Source organism: Enterococcus hirae ATCC 9790 (assembly GCF_000271405.2).
Taxonomy (GTDB): Bacteria; Bacillota; Bacilli; order Lactobacillales; family Enterococcaceae; genus Enterococcus_B; species Enterococcus_B hirae.
Window position 1 is genome coordinate 2,617,500 of sequence record NC_018081.1, and the last position, 17,948, is coordinate 2,635,447.

The 17,948-nt window shown below is 35.8% G+C and carries 15 protein-coding genes and 3 pseudogenes; 5 read left to right on the forward strand and 13 right to left on the reverse strand.

Features of this window, described 5'->3' with window-relative positions:
* Positions 1–34 precede the first annotated feature (34 nt).
* The 4 genes and pseudogenes from EHR_RS12410 to EHR_RS12425 all read right to left on the reverse strand — a co-directional run bounded on the left by EHR_RS12410 (position 35) and on the right by EHR_RS12425 (position 4,487).
* Positions 35–610, reverse strand: coding sequence for a dihydrofolate reductase (locus EHR_RS12410; RefSeq protein WP_080593150.1), 576 nt, complete (start codon positions 608–610; stop codon positions 35–37).
* A pseudogene (locus tag EHR_RS12415) lies at positions 549–1,495 on the reverse strand (thymidylate synthase). The gene EHR_RS12410 and the pseudogene EHR_RS12415 overlap by 62 nt, the downstream one beginning before the upstream one ends.
* Before the next feature lie 10 nt (positions 1,496–1,505).
* Positions 1,506–3,401, reverse strand: a complete 1,896-nt coding sequence (locus EHR_RS12420; RefSeq protein ID WP_010737367.1) for an ABC-F family ATP-binding cassette domain-containing protein — start codon at positions 3,399–3,401, stop codon at positions 1,506–1,508.
* A 318-nt stretch (positions 3,402–3,719) separates the two neighbouring features.
* Complete coding sequence (locus EHR_RS12425) at positions 3,720–4,487, reverse strand: cyclase family protein (RefSeq protein WP_010737366.1); 768 nt, start codon at positions 4,485–4,487, stop codon at positions 3,720–3,722.
* Positions 4,488–4,919: 432 nt separating this feature from the next.
* Between EHR_RS12425 and EHR_RS12430 the strand changes: the two genes are divergently transcribed.
* Positions 4,920–5,249: a DMT family transporter gene (locus tag EHR_RS12430; RefSeq protein ID WP_010737365.1), complete on the forward strand. Its 330-nt coding sequence runs from the start codon at positions 4,920–4,922 to the stop codon at positions 5,247–5,249.
* 3 nt (positions 5,250–5,252) lie between these two features.
* A complete protein-coding gene (locus EHR_RS12435; protein ID WP_010737364.1) occupies positions 5,253–5,567 on the forward strand; it encodes a DMT family transporter in 315 nt (104 codons plus the stop codon).
* A gap of 128 nt (positions 5,568–5,695) precedes the next feature.
* Here EHR_RS12435 and EHR_RS14580 read toward each other — a convergent pair.
* The 6 genes and pseudogenes from EHR_RS14580 to EHR_RS12460 form a co-directional block, all read right to left on the reverse strand.
* A pseudogene (locus EHR_RS14580) lies at positions 5,696–5,919 on the reverse strand (type IA DNA topoisomerase); the annotation flags it as partial.
* An 81-nt stretch (positions 5,920–6,000) separates the two neighbouring features.
* Positions 6,001–8,085, reverse strand: coding sequence for a cation:proton antiporter (locus EHR_RS12440; protein ID WP_010737363.1), 2,085 nt, complete (start codon positions 8,083–8,085; stop codon positions 6,001–6,003).
* A gap of 12 nt (positions 8,086–8,097) precedes the next feature.
* The gene (locus EHR_RS12445) at positions 8,098–8,373 is read right to left on the reverse strand and encodes a hypothetical protein (protein ID WP_010719553.1); all 276 of its coding nucleotides are present in this window, start codon (positions 8,371–8,373) and stop codon (positions 8,098–8,100) included.
* 231 nt (positions 8,374–8,604) lie between these two features.
* Positions 8,605–9,060 carry a hypothetical protein gene (locus tag EHR_RS12450; RefSeq protein ID WP_010751262.1) on the reverse strand — a complete coding sequence of 152 codons (456 nt, stop codon included), beginning with the start codon at positions 9,058–9,060 and terminating at the stop codon, positions 8,605–8,607.
* A 264-nt stretch (positions 9,061–9,324) separates the two neighbouring features.
* Positions 9,325–10,533, reverse strand: coding sequence for a CCA tRNA nucleotidyltransferase (locus EHR_RS12455; protein WP_010737362.1), 1,209 nt, complete (start codon positions 10,531–10,533; stop codon positions 9,325–9,327).
* 26 nt (positions 10,534–10,559) lie between these two features.
* Complete coding sequence (locus EHR_RS12460; protein WP_010737361.1) at positions 10,560–10,913, reverse strand: nucleotide pyrophosphohydrolase; 354 nt, start codon at positions 10,911–10,913, stop codon at positions 10,560–10,562.
* A 159-nt stretch (positions 10,914–11,072) separates the two neighbouring features.
* On the opposite strand from EHR_RS12460, the gene EHR_RS12465 reads away from it, so the two are divergent.
* Positions 11,073–11,948, forward strand: coding sequence for a YitT family protein (locus EHR_RS12465; protein WP_010719557.1), 876 nt, complete (start codon positions 11,073–11,075; stop codon positions 11,946–11,948).
* Positions 11,949–12,124: 176 nt separating this feature from the next.
* On the opposite strand, the pseudogene EHR_RS12470 reads toward EHR_RS12465, so the two are convergent.
* The 3 genes and pseudogenes from EHR_RS12470 to EHR_RS12480 all read right to left on the reverse strand — a co-directional run bounded on the left by EHR_RS12470 (position 12,125) and on the right by EHR_RS12480 (position 15,017).
* Positions 12,125–12,705: pseudogene (locus EHR_RS12470) on the reverse strand (ReoY family proteolytic degradation factor).
* Positions 12,706–12,710: 5 nt separating this feature from the next.
* A complete protein-coding gene (locus tag EHR_RS12475) occupies positions 12,711–13,970 on the reverse strand; it encodes a tetratricopeptide repeat protein (RefSeq protein WP_010737359.1) in 1,260 nt (419 codons plus the stop codon).
* A complete protein-coding gene (locus EHR_RS12480) occupies positions 13,971–15,017 on the reverse strand; it encodes a hypothetical protein (RefSeq protein WP_010737358.1) in 1,047 nt (348 codons plus the stop codon).
* 329 nt (positions 15,018–15,346) lie between these two features.
* Here EHR_RS12480 and EHR_RS12485 point away from each other — a divergent pair, with 329 nt between their 5' ends.
* On the forward strand, positions 15,347–17,026 hold the full coding sequence (locus EHR_RS12485; protein ID WP_237727799.1) for a hypothetical protein: 1,680 nt from the start codon (positions 15,347–15,349) through the stop codon (positions 17,024–17,026).
* Positions 17,027–17,387: 361 nt separating this feature from the next.
* Positions 17,388–17,834 (forward strand): tyrosine-type recombinase/integrase, encoded by a 447-nt coding sequence (locus EHR_RS12490; protein ID WP_014834737.1) that lies wholly within the window; start codon positions 17,388–17,390, stop codon positions 17,832–17,834.
* The last annotated feature ends 114 nt before the right edge of the window (positions 17,835–17,948 follow it).

The window sequence follows — 17,948 nt, forward strand, 5'->3', positions numbered from 1 at the left end:
AAGCTTTCAGGAAATACCTTTTTTCATTGGTTATTTATTTTCTTTTTCGTTGATATGTTTCAAATTGATGGGCATAAGGATTTTTTTCGTCCATCTCCCCTTGGCTGATATTGATTAATGACCATTGATCCCAATCAACTTCTGGAAAATAAGTATCCCCTATAAAAGAATGATGGATGACTGTACGATACAGCACCGAACAAAAAGGAAGAAATTCTTTATAAATAGCTGATCCTCCCGCAACGAACAAAATGCCATCGTTTTCCTTTGCATAGTCCAATACTTCTTCAATCTCGTGCATAACCATGACATTGTCAGCTTGGTAATCACGATCTCTTGTCATCACGATTGTTTGACGGTTAGGCAACGGACGACTTCCCATACCTTCAAATGTTTTTCTTCCCATAACTAAAGTGTTTGCTTCAGTCATTTGTTTAAAAAACTTCAGATCATTGGGTAATCGCCAAGGCAGTTGGTCTTCTTTACCGATCAACCCATTTTCATCTTGTGCCCAGATAGCAGCTAACATTTCATCATCCTTTCTGTGTTCATACTGCGATTGGCGCTTTGATTGCTGGATGAGGTTCATAGCCTTCAACCTTGATATCATCCATTTCAAAGTCAAACACAGATTTTTTTCTGTATTTAAAACTATTTTAGGAAACGCACGCATTTCTCTTGAAAGTTGTTCTTTCATTTGTTCCACATGATTTGAATAGAGATGAGCATCACCTAAAGTATGGATAAATTCACCAACTTCTAATCCAGTTTCATGCGCAATCAGATGGGTTAACAAAGCATAACTGGCAATATTGAAAGGCACACCTAGAAATACATCACCACTCCGTTGATACAATTGACAACTTAAACGACCATCATGAACATAAAATTGAAACATCGTGTGGCAAGGCGGTAACGCCATACTAGGAACATCTTCTGGATTCCAAGCAGACACGATCAAACGTCTTGAATCAGGTGTTTTTTTGATTGCTTCGACCACTTCCTTGATTTGATCGATAAACCCACCATCTTTCGTTTCCCAATGGCGCCACTGGTACCCATAGATGTGACCTAAATCGCCATATTTTTCAGCAAATGCGTCATCAGTTAAAATTCTTTCACAAAATAGCTGACTTTGTTCTTGATATTGTTTATTAAACTCAGGATCAGAGATGCTTCGATGGCCAAAATCAGTCATATCTGGCCCATGGTATTCATCACTTTTGATATATCGTTCAAATGCCCATTCATCCCAGATATGATTGTTATTTTGTAAAAGATAACGGATATTCGTATCCCCTTTTAAAAACCATAACAATTCACTCTTAATCAACCCAAAAGGAACCCGTTTCGTTGTTAATAATGGAAATCCTTTTTGTAGGTCGAACCGCATTTGATAGCCAAAAATGCTGCGTGTACCGGTGCCTGTTCGGTCGCCTTTTTCATGTCCTTCTTCTAGTAGTTTCCTGCCTAAATCAAGATATGCTTGCTCCATTTTATTCCTCCTAGTCTTCTACCCATTCGCTTAAGTATTCCCAACGAGCCATTTTCTCATCTAATTTGCTTTCTGCTTGTGAAACGTTTGCTTGTAATTCTTGTAAACGAGTAAAGTTATCTCCTTGATGATTCATTTCTTCTTGTAGCTCTGAAATCTGTTCTTCTAATTCAGCAATTTCATCTTCGATCGTTTCCCATTCTTTTTGCTCTAAATAAGAAAGTTTCTTTTTTGTTTCCTTTTTACCGTCAGCAGCCGGCTTCGTTGGTTCATTCATTTTTTCTTTACCTAAAGGCGCTACATCTTTTTGTGTCAATAAATAACTCGACATATCCCCATAATATAATTTTTGCTTAGCATTTCCTTGAAAAACTAATAATTTTTCTGCTACTTTGTCTAAGAAATAACGGTCATGTGATACAGTAATCACGGCACCTGGGAAACTCTTGAAATAATCTTCTAAAATGGTCAGTGTGGCGATATCTAAATCATTCGTTGGTTCATCCAAGAGTAAAACATTAGGTTGTTGGATCAGCAATTTCAATAGATATAGTCGACGTTTTTCGCCACCAGATAATTTTTTGATCAATGTACCATGCATAAATCGAGGAAATAAAAATCTTTCCAATAATTCAGCCACACCAATTTGCATACCTTCTGCCGTTTGAGCTTCTTCAGCTGCTTCTTGCAAATAAGCAATCATGCGTTTTTCGGGATTCATCTCTTCATTTTCTTGTGTATAGTAGGCGATACGAACAGTCTCACCAACCGTAAACGTACCATTATCTAAAGGAATACGTCCCGCTAAAATATTCAGTAAGGTTGATTTACCGGCACCATTTTTCCCAGTGATCCCTAAACGTTCTCGTGATTGAATCAACAAATCTAAATGGTTGATCAGCAATTTCCCTTCAATAGCATATGTTCCATCTTTGATCTCTAATACTTTTTTTCCTAAACGTTTCGTTGCGATATTCAATTCGAGGTCTGCTTCATGATTGACTTGATACAAGTTTTCTTTAAGATCCTCAAAACGATTGATGCGTGCTTGTTGCTTCGTTCCGCGTGCTTGAACTCCAGCTCTCATCCAGGCTAATTCTTGTTTGTACAGGCGCTTTCGTTTTTCTTCTTGTTCCACTTCCACACGATCTCTTTCAGCTTTTTCTAAAATATAAGCTTCATAATTCCCTCGATACTCGTGTAGTTGTCCAAATGATAGTTCAAAAATGCGATTCGTCACTCGATCCAAGAAATAACGATCATGGGTGACCATTAATAACGATCCACGATACTGTTTTAAGTAATTTTCTAACCATTCAATCGCTTCATAATCCAAGTGGTTCGTGGGTTCATCTAATAATAATAAATCAGGCTCATCGATTAGGACTTGTGCTAAACTTACACGTTTTTTTTGTCCACCTGATAGTGCGCCAATCTTTTTATCTAATTCACTGATGCCTAATTTTTGTAAGATAATCTTAGCATTTGTATCTGTGGTCCAAGCATCTTCTTTGTTCATTTGTTCTTCTGCCTTGGCATAACGTCTCTGAACGCTCTCGTCCTCGCCATTCTCAGCTAATACAAGCAAAGCTTCCTCATATTCTCTCACGGTACGGATTAATGGACTATTTCCTTGAAAAACCGCTTGAAGTACAGTCAATTCATCAGAAAATTCGGTTGTCTGTGACAAATATCCAATTCGATAATCATTCGGATAAAAAACTGTTGGTCGATCTCCATCCCCACTGTCGATACCTGCTAAAATATTTAATAAACTTGTTTTTCCAGTTCCATTAGTTCCAATCAAACCGATTCGGTCTTTTTCGTGGATCAAAAAAGAAATCTGGTTAAATAGTTCTTTTTCACCATACGTTTTATTGAGGTCAGTTACTTTTAATTCTTTCAATCCATTCCCTCCTCATCTTGGTTATTGTATCATAAAATAATTTAATTACGGATATTTTTCTATTGTCATCTTAGACAAAATAAAGGGAGAAAATAAGATAGTGTTGATTTTTTCATTAGAGTGGGATAATAGTTAGAAAAAATCTGATTATTGCCTCATTTTTTTAAGGTACACAAAAAGCACACAACCTTGTATGATTAAAGTGCCTAAACAAAAATCAAAGGAGTGTGCTTTTTTTGTATCTATAAAATAAAAAAAATTTTATGTTTTGACTATCTATAACGTTCCTATTATAAAAAATAATTAGAAAGATGTTAATTATTCGATTATAGCTACTGCTCTAACCCAACCAGCACTAGCATTTTTAATTTTTATCGGATAACAACTGATTTTAAACCCCGTGGAAGGTAATTGATCAAGACTGGTTAATTTTTCAAGCTGACAATAAGATTTCTCGATTCCTGCAAAATGCCCTTCCCAAATAAGTGAAGGGTCTCCGGTCTTATCAAATTCTTTTGCAATGAATGGTAAAGGTCTGTCCCATGACCAAGCATCGGTACCTACCACTTTTATTCCTTGTTCGAGTAGCCATAAAGTTGCTTCTCTTCCTACACCGCACCCACTGATTAAGTAATTTGATGTTCCCCAATATTGATCCGCTCCAGTCCGAATTAAAACAATGTCCTTTTCTTTTAATCGATAGTCCATCGCATCTAAAGCTTCTTTAAAATCCTCGATTTCTAATCGATATCCGTCTGGTTTGTTTGAAAAATCAAATACAACACCATTACCGTAACACCAATCAAGAGGAATTTGCTCAATTGTCCAAGCTGGCTTACCTTTATCCATTGTTGGATGGTAGTGATAAGGAGCATCTAAATGAGTACCTGAATGCGTAGTCAAGTGAATTTTTTCGATCGCCCATGCTAAACCAGCAGGCAAGTGTTCTTTTTTTGCTGTTCCAAAGAAACGAAGCATATCGTTGACGCTTTGTTCATGATCAATATATGAAATTTTAGGTATCATTTCCTCTGGATCACTGGGCAAATCATTTTCTATAGTGATACTTAAGTCAACTAATTTCAATGTCTAACAACTCCTTGAATGATTATCTAAGTTTTAATATTAACTAAAAAAATTTTTCTATTTTACTTTTTTTTGATGATTTTTGAATTTATTTTTTATAGTGATAGTCTGATGGACAATCAATGAATTATGTCATTAAATTAAGAATAGACGTTATGAACGATGCTTTTATTAGTTTATAACGATTAGAAAGGTGAAGAAAATCTTGAAAAATAACTGTCATTTATCCTATTGATTTTATAATGTGGAAGTCCAACATAGTATACTTTACTTGATTTTTTGAGACTAGAAGAAATATCTTCTTTACATTAATAGAAAAATATATTACAATTTTTTTCGAATATCGGAGGATCCTAAGGGATTGGATAAGATTACTCTTATCCAATCCCTTTTTTGTTTTCTGATATCTAATTTTTCTTAAGTAGGTACGAAATGGAGAAGAACTGGTTTTACGTTATCTTCGGAGGTTTTTTAGAAATTTTTTGGGTACTTTGTTTAAAAAAATCAGAGAATTTCCATCATTTTTTCTATTCCATTTTGACGATTTTGCTCGTTGTTATTAGCTTTTATTTATTTGCTAAAGGTATGGAAAGCTTACCTACTGGAGCAGCATATACAGTGTTTACTGGAATAGGTGCAGTTGGAACAATCATTTTTGGTATTTTATTTCTAAATGAAAGTGTATCTGTGCAAAAAATATTGTTTTCTGCATTATTAGTTATAGGAATTTTGGGTCTAAAAATCACAACAAAGGAGGAATAATCTGTGGATATACTTTATCTTATACTAGCAGGAATAGCAGAGATCATAATGGTCTTTTCTCTTAAAAATTCACACGGATTTAAAAAAATAAATTGGAGTATTATAACTATTATTTCTGCAGCCTCTAGTTTACTCCTTTTATCGCATTCAATGAATACATTAGAAGCTGGGGTTAGCTATAGTATTTGGGTAGCTTTTGGTTCCATTGGTTCAATGATCCTTGGAGTATTTTTATTTAAAGAAAAAATGAACTGGCTGCAATTTGCTTCCATGATTATTATTTTATTTTCTGTGATTGGGCTAAAACTAGTTAGCTAATTAAATTGAAGAATCTATTGTCATTTGTGAGATTGGGACAAAACTTGTCTCAGTCTCTTCTACTATCACTAAAGCTGTTTTGCTAATTGAAAGCCATTTTCTTTTAAATACGCTTCAAATGCTTCTTATGTGATTTGAGTTTCATTCGGATCAAGCTTGGCACAAAACTCTCCGTTTTAAGCGATTATCTGGGCTTTTCCTTCAAAGTAAGGTTTTTCTTGACTTTCCTGATCTTTTCTTGCAATTGGTAAATCATAGATGTTGTTGGGGTTTGGACTCTACCTAAGGACAAACTTACTGGTATGCCTTTTTGCTGCAAGAGTAAACTATACCATGGGTTATCATTCATACCATCAATGAATCAACGTGAAATAACAAAAAATCTGAGACAGAATGAGGTTCATTCTGACCCAGATTTGATCACGCTGAGCACTTACTCAACTTTTTTAGCCGGAAGCGAACGTTTTCTTGCCCGCAATGCGAATTTAAATGAAAAATCATCAACTGGCTTATTCATAGTATAAGATTCCAGTAAATTAATATTTTTCCGATAACTATTAGCAGAAAAAGTTGTGATTTTCTCAGCTTCTTCATACTCATCAACGATTTTGCGCTCTAAGTAATAGCCACGTAACATTTTTTTAGAATAAAGACTGTCTTGTTGGATCATCCAAAAGGAGATCAAATTTCCTGAAGCCATTTTGATGCCTTCCATTTTTCGTTGTTGGATGAAAAAGTTGACCATTGTTTCATCATAAACATCGGTTAGGTTTTCTAAACTCTCAATGATCAATTGTGTGTTTTTTTGATAGGTTTCCCGAATTTCTTGAATATCTTTTTCAGAAATCAGTGTCTTTCGATCTGATTTTTGTCGTTGCCAGAACATTTTGGGATGTAAGATGATCCGAATCAACCGTCGAACAAAAATAAACCAGAAGCCGACAAACGACAGTACCTGACTAGTAATAGAGTGTTCAAAATTAGCAAGAAATCGTGAATAAAAACGATAGCCATTTGAGGAAAGCTTATCAGAACGATAACTTTTATCTAACCCATCACGTTCGATGGATAAAATCAATGCTTGAATTTCTTGTACTTCTTGCTTTTCATCATCAGAAAGATCTTTTAAATAAAGATCACGGATACGCTCTTGATAGTTTTCGATCACTGCTTCAGTTGCTAAATATTCTTTTGAATCTTTATCTAACGTTTTGATTTCAGATTTCAATACTTCAATGACTTCTTCTAGGATCATTAAAGCATTCAAATCTGTTTTCACTACCTCTTCCGTTTCTGTCAACAGGGGTAAAACCACGATGCCTACGATCAGCGTTACCAAAATAACTCCTGCCGTCAAAAATAATAATAAAGAGCGCTGATAAAAAATCATTTGGTTAATCGTAAAAGGTAAGATGAAAATCGTTGCTAAACTAACCGTTCCTTTCACACCACCAAAAGTTAAAATCAAAATCTCATTCAATTGTTCCTTGAATTCTTTTCCTTTATATTTAAATAAATAAAAAAGACTGATCGAAACAAAGCGAATCATAAATAAGATCATTGAGATCAACAAAATCGTGATTAACAGCAACCAATTTGAATAAAGCCCATCTCCCCAAACTGGAGAAAATACTTGGGTTAATTCGATTCCTAAAAAGATAAAAACTAACGCATTCAGCGTAAATGTGATTGTTGTCCATGTACTATCGGACAAACTTGATAACTCCGCATCAAACACCGAGATTTTTCTAAATCCCGAAGCTTGCAATACCCCAGCTACTACTGCGGCAATAATCCCTGAAACATCAAATACTTCTGCTAAAACATACGCTAAAAACGGTAATAGCAATTCAATTAACAAGTAACCTGTCACATCTCTGGCAGAAGCCTTCTCAATCAGATTAATTACTTTTCGTTTGACCCAGACAAGTAAAAAGCCAACGACGGCTCCTCCTATACTAGAAAACACAAGTGTAAATCCTGCGTTGACTGCAGAAAAAGAGCCCGTGATCAATGCAGCTAATGCAAATTGAAAGGCGGTAACACCTGAAGCATCATTCAATAATCCTTCGCCTTCTAAAATATGCATCGCTTTATTTGGGATATTCACCCGTCCAGAGAGCGAGCTGACAGCGACAGCATCGGTTGGTCCAAGAGCCGCTCCAAAAGCAAAACAAGCAGCTAATGGCACGCTGGGTAATAAAAACGACAGCGTGAAACCAACCCCGACTAATGTCAGGATTACCCCTCCAAAAGCCAGAAATAAAATCGTATCAAAGTTTTTCAGGATCGAGGATACATCGGCTTTTTCTCCTTCACGAAAAAGCAACGGCGCAATGATCATCACTAGAAAGAGTTCTGGTTCAAAGTTGATCGATTGGCCCCATTCTGTTAAGCCTAAGATGATACCAAGAAATATTTGGATCAGTGGAGCTGGGATCATAGGTAAAATGCGGCTAGCTATATTAGATAAGGTGATCGTTACAGCAAATACGATCACTAACTCAGCAAATTCCATGGTCCGTCCCCTTTATTTTTTATTTTGAGCGAGTACCTTTAGAAATTGTTCTTTTTTCTTCAATATTTTGTTTTCTACCACTTCTGCTTGTACATTGTTTCCTTCTAATTCACACTGTACTCGCTTTGATTCTAAACGTAGCAAATCATGTTTCAATCGCTCAAGCTGACGGTACATGATGATATTTTTCTTCCGCAGCTTACAAAGGATTTGCCGACGATCTTCCATTGAAAACGCACCATAACGATCATGCAACAGTTTCTTTTGTTCTTCAAAGCTCTTCCTCATTTTTAAGATCTCCTAAATGCAAACTTGATCTTCATGAAACACTGAACGTTAAAAGGAAAAGGATTCTCCTTCATTAGACAAGTTCAGCTGGATTCGAAGAATAAGTTTGCTTGAATTTCAGAAACTCATTCTATTCCAAATGGAAGAAAATATCAAGTGCGGAAAACACACCAAAAAAGGAGCTGGGAAACCATTTCCGCTCCTTTCTCAGCTATCCATTAAACTTTGGTTTTATTCAAAAAACTCGCCATAGATATCTTCAACACGTTGATCCGGATTGATCACGATGTATAAATTACCTGTTTTTTCACTGATTTTAGTTGATTGGTATTGATTATCCAATCCTTCTGTTCCTTTATCAAGATAAGGGAAATAAACTAGGTCAGGTGTACCATTGCGATAAAGAATCTCCATCCGTTCAATATCTTCATATTTTAATGCACGGTTGAACATGCCCATCTCTAATCCACCTAAGTTGATGTCGTGAGTTGCTACGGAATCACCTTCGTGAAAAATTTCGATCTTAAATCCAGCACAAGGATGGATTTCCATAAATTCACTACCATTGATTCGTCCAAAACTCGTTGTTATTTGTTTGATCCACAAATCACCAATATGGCGACGATTGATCGTCCACGTTTCGCCGTTTCGGAAATAAAATTTTAGCGCTGTCATTTCTTTACTCATAAAAAAATCCCCTTTTGACGTCATTTATTCTGGTTCCCTTTTAGTTTAGCACACATCCCACGTGAAGGTCACATCTAAAGTTTTTTCAAAGATGTGAAACTTTAGAAGCGTTCCACTATTGACAAAAAAATCCGGAAGCAACTCCCCAGCAATAAGCGAGGATTTTCTAAATAGGAGAAGTTTTTAAATTCCTCACTTATTACTCAGAGCTGATTGCTTCTTTCAGAATCTCTATTAAAGCGCGACTTCGACATTCATCGAAATCTATAAATGGTTATTTTGCTGGAGATAATCAACAAGGGCACTTGCTTCATTTGCTAAATTTCCCTCTACCACTGCTCTTTCTGCAGCTTGAAGTGCATCACTGACCCATTTCCCTGGTTTCTTGTCACTCACACTAAGAAGTTTCTTCCCATCAATTGCTAACTCTCGCATGGATGTAATCGGTAATTGATCATAGCACTTTGCTACTTGTTCTAGTTGAGGTGTTTCACCAAAATAAATCATGAGTTCTTCTGTCTTCAAAGCGTTCTCTTTTCCCAAACAATAGAGTACCATTGGTTCCAACATCTGTCTTTTACGTTGAATCAATCCATGAACGATCATTTGAACTTCTCGAATCATTTGGTTGGAACATTTCCATTCCTTTAAGAAAGGACGGATCTCACTTTCTTGAAGTCCTAACTGATCGATCAACAATGCCCACGCCTGACTTTCAGTTTGCAATGGTTCATCTGGTAAATCGGCAAAACGTAACAGGGCTTCACCATAGTCTCTTAAACCTGGACAATAAATATAACATTGCGTCTCAACGAATGTTCTCAATCCTGTAGAACGCTCTTTCCCTAATAACATTTTGATGAATTCCACATTAATCCGTTCGACAGAAATTTTTCCTAATAATGAATGGTTGGCCTGAATGGCCGCAGCCGTTTCTTGCTCGAGCGTAAACCCAATTTGACTAACAAATCGAATCCCACGCATCATACGCAAAGCATCTTCATGAAACCGTTCCTGTGGATCGCCTACTGCTCGAAGGATCTGGTTTTCTAAATCAGCTAACCCGTCAAATAAATCAATGATTTGACCATCTTCTTTTAATGCAAATGCATTGATCGTAAAATCACGTCTTTTTAGATCCTCTTCAAGTGAACGGACAAATTCGACATGATCTGGACGACGATAATCTTGATAGGTCGATTCTGTCCGAAAGGTCGTGATTTCATATTGTTCCTCTTCAGCCAAGACCAAAACGGTGCCATGTTCAATGCCGATATCAATGGTTTTCGGAAAAAGTTGTTTGATTTCTTCTGGGAATGCACTTGTTGCGATATCTACATCATGGATGGGTTGATCCAACAAGATATCTCTAACGCTTCCTCCGACAAAATAAGCTTCAAAACCCGCTTGCTCCAATTTATTCAAGACAGGAATCGCTTTTTGGTATTCTCTTGGTAATTGTTTTAGTTTCATTGTTTTCCCTCTTCCAACTTGATGGCTTACGCTTTTTTATCATCCTTATTTGCTTCTTTTCTTTCAAAGCGATTGTGATCTCTGCGATTAAATTTTTCCATATTTTTTTCAAATACATCCGTTAAATCGATTTCCAGGGAATTTGCCATGATCATAGTGACAAATAAAACATCACCTAATTCTTCTGCTACAGAATTGTTGGGCTCCGTTTCTTTCTTCGCTTTTTCACCGTATGTATGATTGACTTCTCGAGCCAGCTCCCCGACTTCTTCTGTTAAGCGTGCCATTTGAGCTAATGGAGAAAAATAGCCTATTTTAAACTGTTGGATATAGTCATCTACTTCCTGTTGCATACTTCTTAAAGAACGTTCTTTTGTCATTTCTTCTCCACCTTTCCTATTTATCTTACCAAAAACTACGTCCAAATCCTAGGCAAGAGCGATTGAGAAAATAAAGATTACGTGCTACATTGAGTATTGTGATGTAAAAAGAATGAAATATTGCGAAAATATTAGTCGGTTTATCGAAGGAGTGGTTTGATGATCTCAATGAAAACAGTTAAAGAAGTCGTAATGATTATGGTTGGTACAAGTATTTATGCGTTTGGACTCGTTTATTTAAATATTGCGAATCATTTAGCAGAAGGTGGCGTTTCAGGGATCACTTTGATCTTACGCGCACTTTTTGGGATTGATCCTGCCTACTCTACACTTTTGATCAATATACCTTTGATTTTGATTGGGGGAAAAATTTTAGGAAAACGTTCACTCGCTTATACCGTCTTAGGAACAGTTTCGTTGTCTGCATTTTTATGGATTTGGCAACGTGTTCCTTTACAAATCAATCTTCAACATGACTTACTGATCGTTTCATTATTGGCTGGCTTAATTGCCGGAACTGGAAGTGGTCTGGTCTATCGGATGGGTGGAACTACCGGTGGAAGTGATATCATTGCTCGTATATTAGAAAAGAATTATGGGATCTCAATGGGTCGATCTTTACTGGTATTAGATGTTATCGTTTTGTTGGCTTCATTGACTTACATTGACTTGAAACGCATGATGTATACGTTAATTGTTTCTTATGTTTTCAGCCGTGTCATTGATTCAATCTTAGATGGCGGTTACTCAGCTAAAGGGATTTTAGTCGTCTCAAACAAAAATGAAGAAATTGCCCCACTATTGATGACTGGATTAGAACGCGGCGTCACTTTTTTAAGTGGTGAAGGTGGATTTTCTGGTCATTCTAAAAAAATTATCTATATGGTGGTTAGTTCGAGTGAATTGAATGAAGTGAAACGAATCGTCCATGAAATCGATGAAAAAGCCTTTCTATCGATCATCAATGTCCATGAGGTCGAAGGAGAAGGATTCACTTATCTTAAACCACAGTCTAAGTTATTTAAGCGAATATAGCTCTCTCCTAGTCCTACTCGTTTTTCTGGAGTGAGTTTCATCTTTCTTTTTGGCATACAAAATCCCCCTATACAGGACTTTTATATTTCAGTGTCCTATATAGGGGGAGCATATCAACTTTCCTCAGTCTCTTTTAGTATCTTTAAAAACGAATAAACGTTTAGATAAAAGTATCCTTAGTTAGGATTCTTTCCTGCATGTTCGCCTTTTACTTGGTTCTTGCTTAATATTTCACGATTAACTTCATCGGACAATTCCAGGAAAGCATCTTTATCCCCTTTTTCAAGCGCTTGATCAATCTGTAAGTAAAGCATTTTGAGATGGGCTGCTTGTTCTTTCTCTTTGAGATATTGCTCGACTAGTTCAAGATCTTCTTCACTAATAGAGTCGTTCCAAGATGCAAAGGGGTTCTCTTCTAAAACCATTAAATACTCTTTCGTCTGCCAAGCATTTTCAAAAAGGCATTCTACATATAGCGGTCTTTTCCAATTTAATCGAATTTCATGAAAAATTTGATCAGTATCGGTAAACTCTTTCCCCTCGAGAAATAATTTCATTGGTTCTCCATCGAAAGAAAGGTCACTGATTTGTAATCCCCGATTTGCTTGATTCGCTCCTTCAACAAAATGAACATTACTTAAGATTGCTTCATGATTAGCCAAGTAATTCAAAATCCAAAAAACCTCTCTGCGACTAAATGAAACATGATTGACCATCCAAGTTAAGAAATTCTTTTTTCCTTTACATCTATTAGCATTTTACTCACCTCTCTGCTAGGTCGTCTAATACTGACAATGCCTCCAAATCTCCAGGTTCCAATTCTAAATAATGAGTAAGTAGATCTTTTGTTTTTGTCAATTGTCCTTCTTCTCGTAAGAATAAGGCGTATTCTTTTAGAAAATCAGGTTCATGCTCCAATTCGTGATACGCTTGTTCATAATGAACAGCTGCTAGCGTGAAGTCCTCTAATTCATTATAGGCATGGGCTAAATTCCATTCCGCATATGGATTTGCAGTTTCTTCCATTTGCTCGATACTCTTGATTACATCTTCGTAACGTTCTTCATCTAAATACAAATTACTTAATGTTAATAATGTTTCGTCTTGTTTTTCACCTAATTCCAACGCATTTAATAATAGTTTTTCTGCTTTTTCTTTGTCATGTAGGCGATACGCATTTTCAGAAGCTAAGTGATAGAGTTCTACTTGATAAGGATTTTCTTTGATCCCATCTTCAAGAACTTTCTGCGCTTCTTCAATCAATTCTTCTTCTTGCAATGCTTGACCTAAATAAAGATAAAGAGATTGATATTGGGGATTTACTTCTCTCAATTCTTGTAAATAATTGATCGCTTTTTCATTTTCTTTTAGCTGCAGATTGGTGAAAGCTAACTGGAATAAGCGATCATCTGTCCGTTCTTCCTGCAATGCTTGTTCCAATGGTTCGATTGCTGCTTCAAACTCTCCTTGCATGCTTAGAGATTGTCCTAAACGTTCCTGCATAGAGATGCCAGAAATCTCATCAATATTACTTGATAATAATAGTTGATAGATCGTTGCAGCTTCAGCAAAACGATCGACTGAAAAGTAAAGTTCAGCTAATGCAAATTGGATCAATGGTTCATCAGGCAACAACGCAGCTGCTTCCTTCAATTTCGCTTCACTGACTTCAGGAATACCGATCACTTGATATAAATCAGCAATTGCTAATAAAGCTTGAGGATAGTAGTCACTTTCTTTTGAAATGTTTTCCAGATATTCAAATGCTTGATCGATTTCATTATCTTCAATCGCAATTTCCGCCAATGGAATGAACAACTCATCATTTTCGGGGTACTGTTTCACTAACTGTCCAAAAATTTGCTTTGCTTCTTCTAAAAAACCAATCGCTAAGAGTTCTTCCCCTAATTCAGCCAAAACATCGGCCGGATCTTCTTTCAAAGCTTGTGTCAGATATAACTGAGCTTGCGCCAAATCTTCCTCTGACAATGCTTGTAACATTTTTTCACTATTTGTATTCATTTAAATCCCTCTAATCTCACTAATAATCTCGTCATAAGATTTCATTGTTTGTATTAATTCTTGTTCCTTTGGCGATTGATATTTCTCTATTATACCAATTTTTTTCAAAACAAGAATTTTTTTGCTTTTTTCCGCTAGAAGCAAGACATTTTCTAAATAATCAATTTTTGATAATTGTTCTGGCCAATCGATAGGATAACCCAGATGTTTCAACCAGATAAAAAAATTTTTCAATTGAAAGGACATATCCGCTAGTCCTACATTCCAAGTAAGATGAAAAAGCATTCCTAATAGTTTTTTCATACTAGCTGATAACAAATGACCATTTTCTGTTAGGTAAAAAGCTTGTTCAAATAGTTTACCATAATTTGAGAGATTTTCCGCATCTACTTGGTAAAAACTAATCATTTCTTCCAGCATCCCCGTAAAAGCCCGCTGAGATAACTGCCTTGGTTGCGGATAGTTTTTATAGAGATTTTGTAAAAAATGATAATCACAAACTAAACCACATGTTATCAAAGTCAAAAAATCTATTTGTTTCCCTTCTCCTTGTTTTTCACTGATTGTTTGATCGTAAACAATTCGTTCTGGAAGGTTGGTCGTTCGCAAGACGACTTGATTTGGCAATTGTAAAATATTTCGTTGAGGAGTTAATGCCCGGGCCATTGAACGAATCGATACCGGTATTAGCCATAATGTTGATGCAAGTGAGGTATGCTTCTGGAAAAAACCTGCTAAATCCATGATCCCCTCATTCCCAAACCCAATGATAAGTAAGGATTGGTTTTCAGGATATCGTTTTGCAAATGTCACAAGATTACTTAGTTCTGTTAAGTGATTACATTGAGTATTGGCACAGATATACCAATCAATCTCACTTGGGTTAGGAAACTGTTGGTTGATTTTCTCAACAAACAAATCGTAATACCGTTGGTTCGTCAAAAATAAAACAGGCTGATCAATCGTTATTGTTTTCAGTTGGCTGACCAACGTTTCCCCATAATAGATTTTTGTTTGTTCTTCTTGTCCTTGATAGTCGATTTCCATAAGCACCCCTCCTTTTCTTTATTTTACCATTAGTAAGTAAAATCGGAAAAGAATAGGGTAAATTCTTGGGAGAATATAGAAAAACTTCGTAATTCACCTACATTTAAGAGCACCTATTTAAAGAATTCTTGTGTAATAAATCGGGCATGGTATACTGTAATACGAAGTAAAAGATTATATAGGACTTTGCTTTTCATTTTATAAAACGGAGAAATGGATTAAGCAATTTTATTCAACTAAATTTCATCAAAAATGAGGGATAAGTTTTGTCAAAAATAAATAAAAAATCAGTTACAGCAATATTAATTATCTCCCTATGTGCTTTTTTTATGGTTTCACCTCAAATTTATAAACATGCACTCATTGTTTCAAATGACTGGGTATTTCATATGAACCGTTTCTATGACACGGCTATGCAATTAAAAAATGGCACGTTTAATTATTTCCAATCCATCTACGGTTTTAGCCAATCGGGAAGAGTCATCAATGCCCTTTATGGAACCGACTTTGCCTATTTACATGGACTGTTACTTTTAATTTTTAAAACTTGGTTCAGATTCCAACTTGTATCTACTTTTCTGTGTTACTTCACTGCCGGTACATCGATGTATTTCCTTGGACGGTACTGCCATTTAGAGCAAAAAATTGCTACTGGGATGGCTATTTTATACATGGGTACACCTACCATTTTTTACTATACTCTTGCCCAAAATTTTTCTGGTTGGGGTGCTGCCTTTTTACCTCTTATTTTTATTCCAGCTGTTAGAATGATAAGAAATCGGGAAAGCCCAATCCAACCTGTGGTGCTAGGAGGAACCATTTCATTATTGCTATCTGTCCATATGTTTTCAACCTTACTAGCCGTAGCCGCTTTGATTCCCTTTTTCCTTGTGGGTTTGCTTTACTCTAACAAAAAACTAGTAATAATCAAACAGGCTCTGCTAGCAGTGGTGATCGCTATCGGTCTTTCTTTCAATACGTTTGCTGCTTTTCTGGATTTGTCCAATGATACCTTGATTCCACCATACGCAGTAACTGATCTATTATCGAATAGTACTTCACTTTCGTTTGGTTCAATTGGCTGGACAAACTTTGGACTAATCCTTTCTATGATATTTGTTTTTCAACTTGTGTTTACTATCGTCCACTTTAATAAACTCAATGTGTTGGAAAAAACAATCAACTTAGTCGGAGCATTCTTTTTACTTGTCTCTTCTAAATACATTCCTTGGAATGATATCGGCAATTATTTTACATTTGTTCGCAAAATGCAATTTCCACAAAGACTGGGTTGCCTCGCATGTATCTTATTAATACTAGGGTTCGGTTTTACCATTCAAAAAACCTTTGTAACTTTAGAGAAACAATCGGTTTTAAAAATCAGTGTGCCACTATTACTGACTTTTTCATTGTTAAATTTAACAGGTGGCTATGCTTTAATTTCGGATACAGCAGCTATCTGGAATAGTGATGCCCCACTTTCTAAAGACACCAGTGCTGCTGAAACCTTAGAAAGTAATGCAAGTAATATTCGTCACCTATTTGGAGGCAATGCTGATCTATCTGCTGCTTTACAAATACACAGAAAACCGATGGCTGACTATTTACCCGCTAGTGGTGGACAATTGGAAGATCCTTACAAAGCTTATAAAGAGGACGTTTTACACAATTCTATCCCTCTTAAAAGATCAATTGACAAACAAGGGAATATACATCTAACTTTCACTGCTAAAGATACAAATAAAATAACTTTACCAGTAATCATTTACCACAATAGTTCCCTCATAATCAATGGAAAATCTAGAAGTGAAGCACAATATTCACTGACTTCAATAGGCGCTCTAAGAATTTCTCCAAAGATTGGTACAAATGAAATTATTGTAGGATATAAACCAGGTAAACTATTCAGTTCAGCTATTTATCTCCGAATATTAACAGTGGTTATCATCATTGCTTACTATATGAGCAAACGATGCAAATTTTTCAGTAAAAACAAACGCACGCAATAACCGATGAGCAAAAGATTTTTTCTAAACAGCCAGATAGACAAATGAGACAATGAACGAAGCAATCAACTTTGAATAAATAAGAGGTTGTAAAAATAACGACTATCTTATTCATTAAGATAGTTTGAAAAAATAGCTTTTCGTCAATAATGACTGAGAAGTTTTGTATTAAAAATCTGGGACAGAATGAACCGTATTCTGCCTCAGATTTTTTTATTATTGTTTAAAGCAAGGTTGTGAAAAGAGCGTAAATCAGAGGTTTTGCAAGCATCGGGAGCTTCGATGACAATGAGAAAAGATTTTTTGAAATAGCTTCTCCTATTTTAGAAAATCATCGCTTATTGCTGAGAAATTGATAAAAGAATTGTATCGAAAACCTTCAACGTATCGTTTAGGTCGATTTGCTGAATTTATGTTTTTGACGGGCACACACATCGGAGAAGCAATAGAAATACAAGCGAAAGATTTTGATTTTGAAAATAGTCAAGCTTTCGTAAACGGATCAATTGATCGTTCTGGAGAATATCGAAGAGGGATCAAGGGATCTGTTAAAACAAACGCATCATACAGAAATCTTGATATAACAAATAGAACTCTTTGTTTGGTTAAACGGACAATTGAAGAAGTAACTTGGGATTCTATGGAAAACGACAAGTTCGAAAATCTCAACTATCTATTTGTAACGAAGAACGGGGTTCCTGTACAAAACAATTCTTTCAATCTAGCTTTGAAAAGAGCTGATGAACGTGTTGATTTAGCGCATAAAATTTATCATCTCATATTTTTCGCCATACGCACGTTTCGTGGTTGACAGAAAAAGGATAGCCGTTAAAAGCAATCATGGATAGAGTTGGACATGAAGACTCTAAAATCACAAATCAAATTTACACTCACGTTACATAGAGAATGCGAGTTAACATTTTAG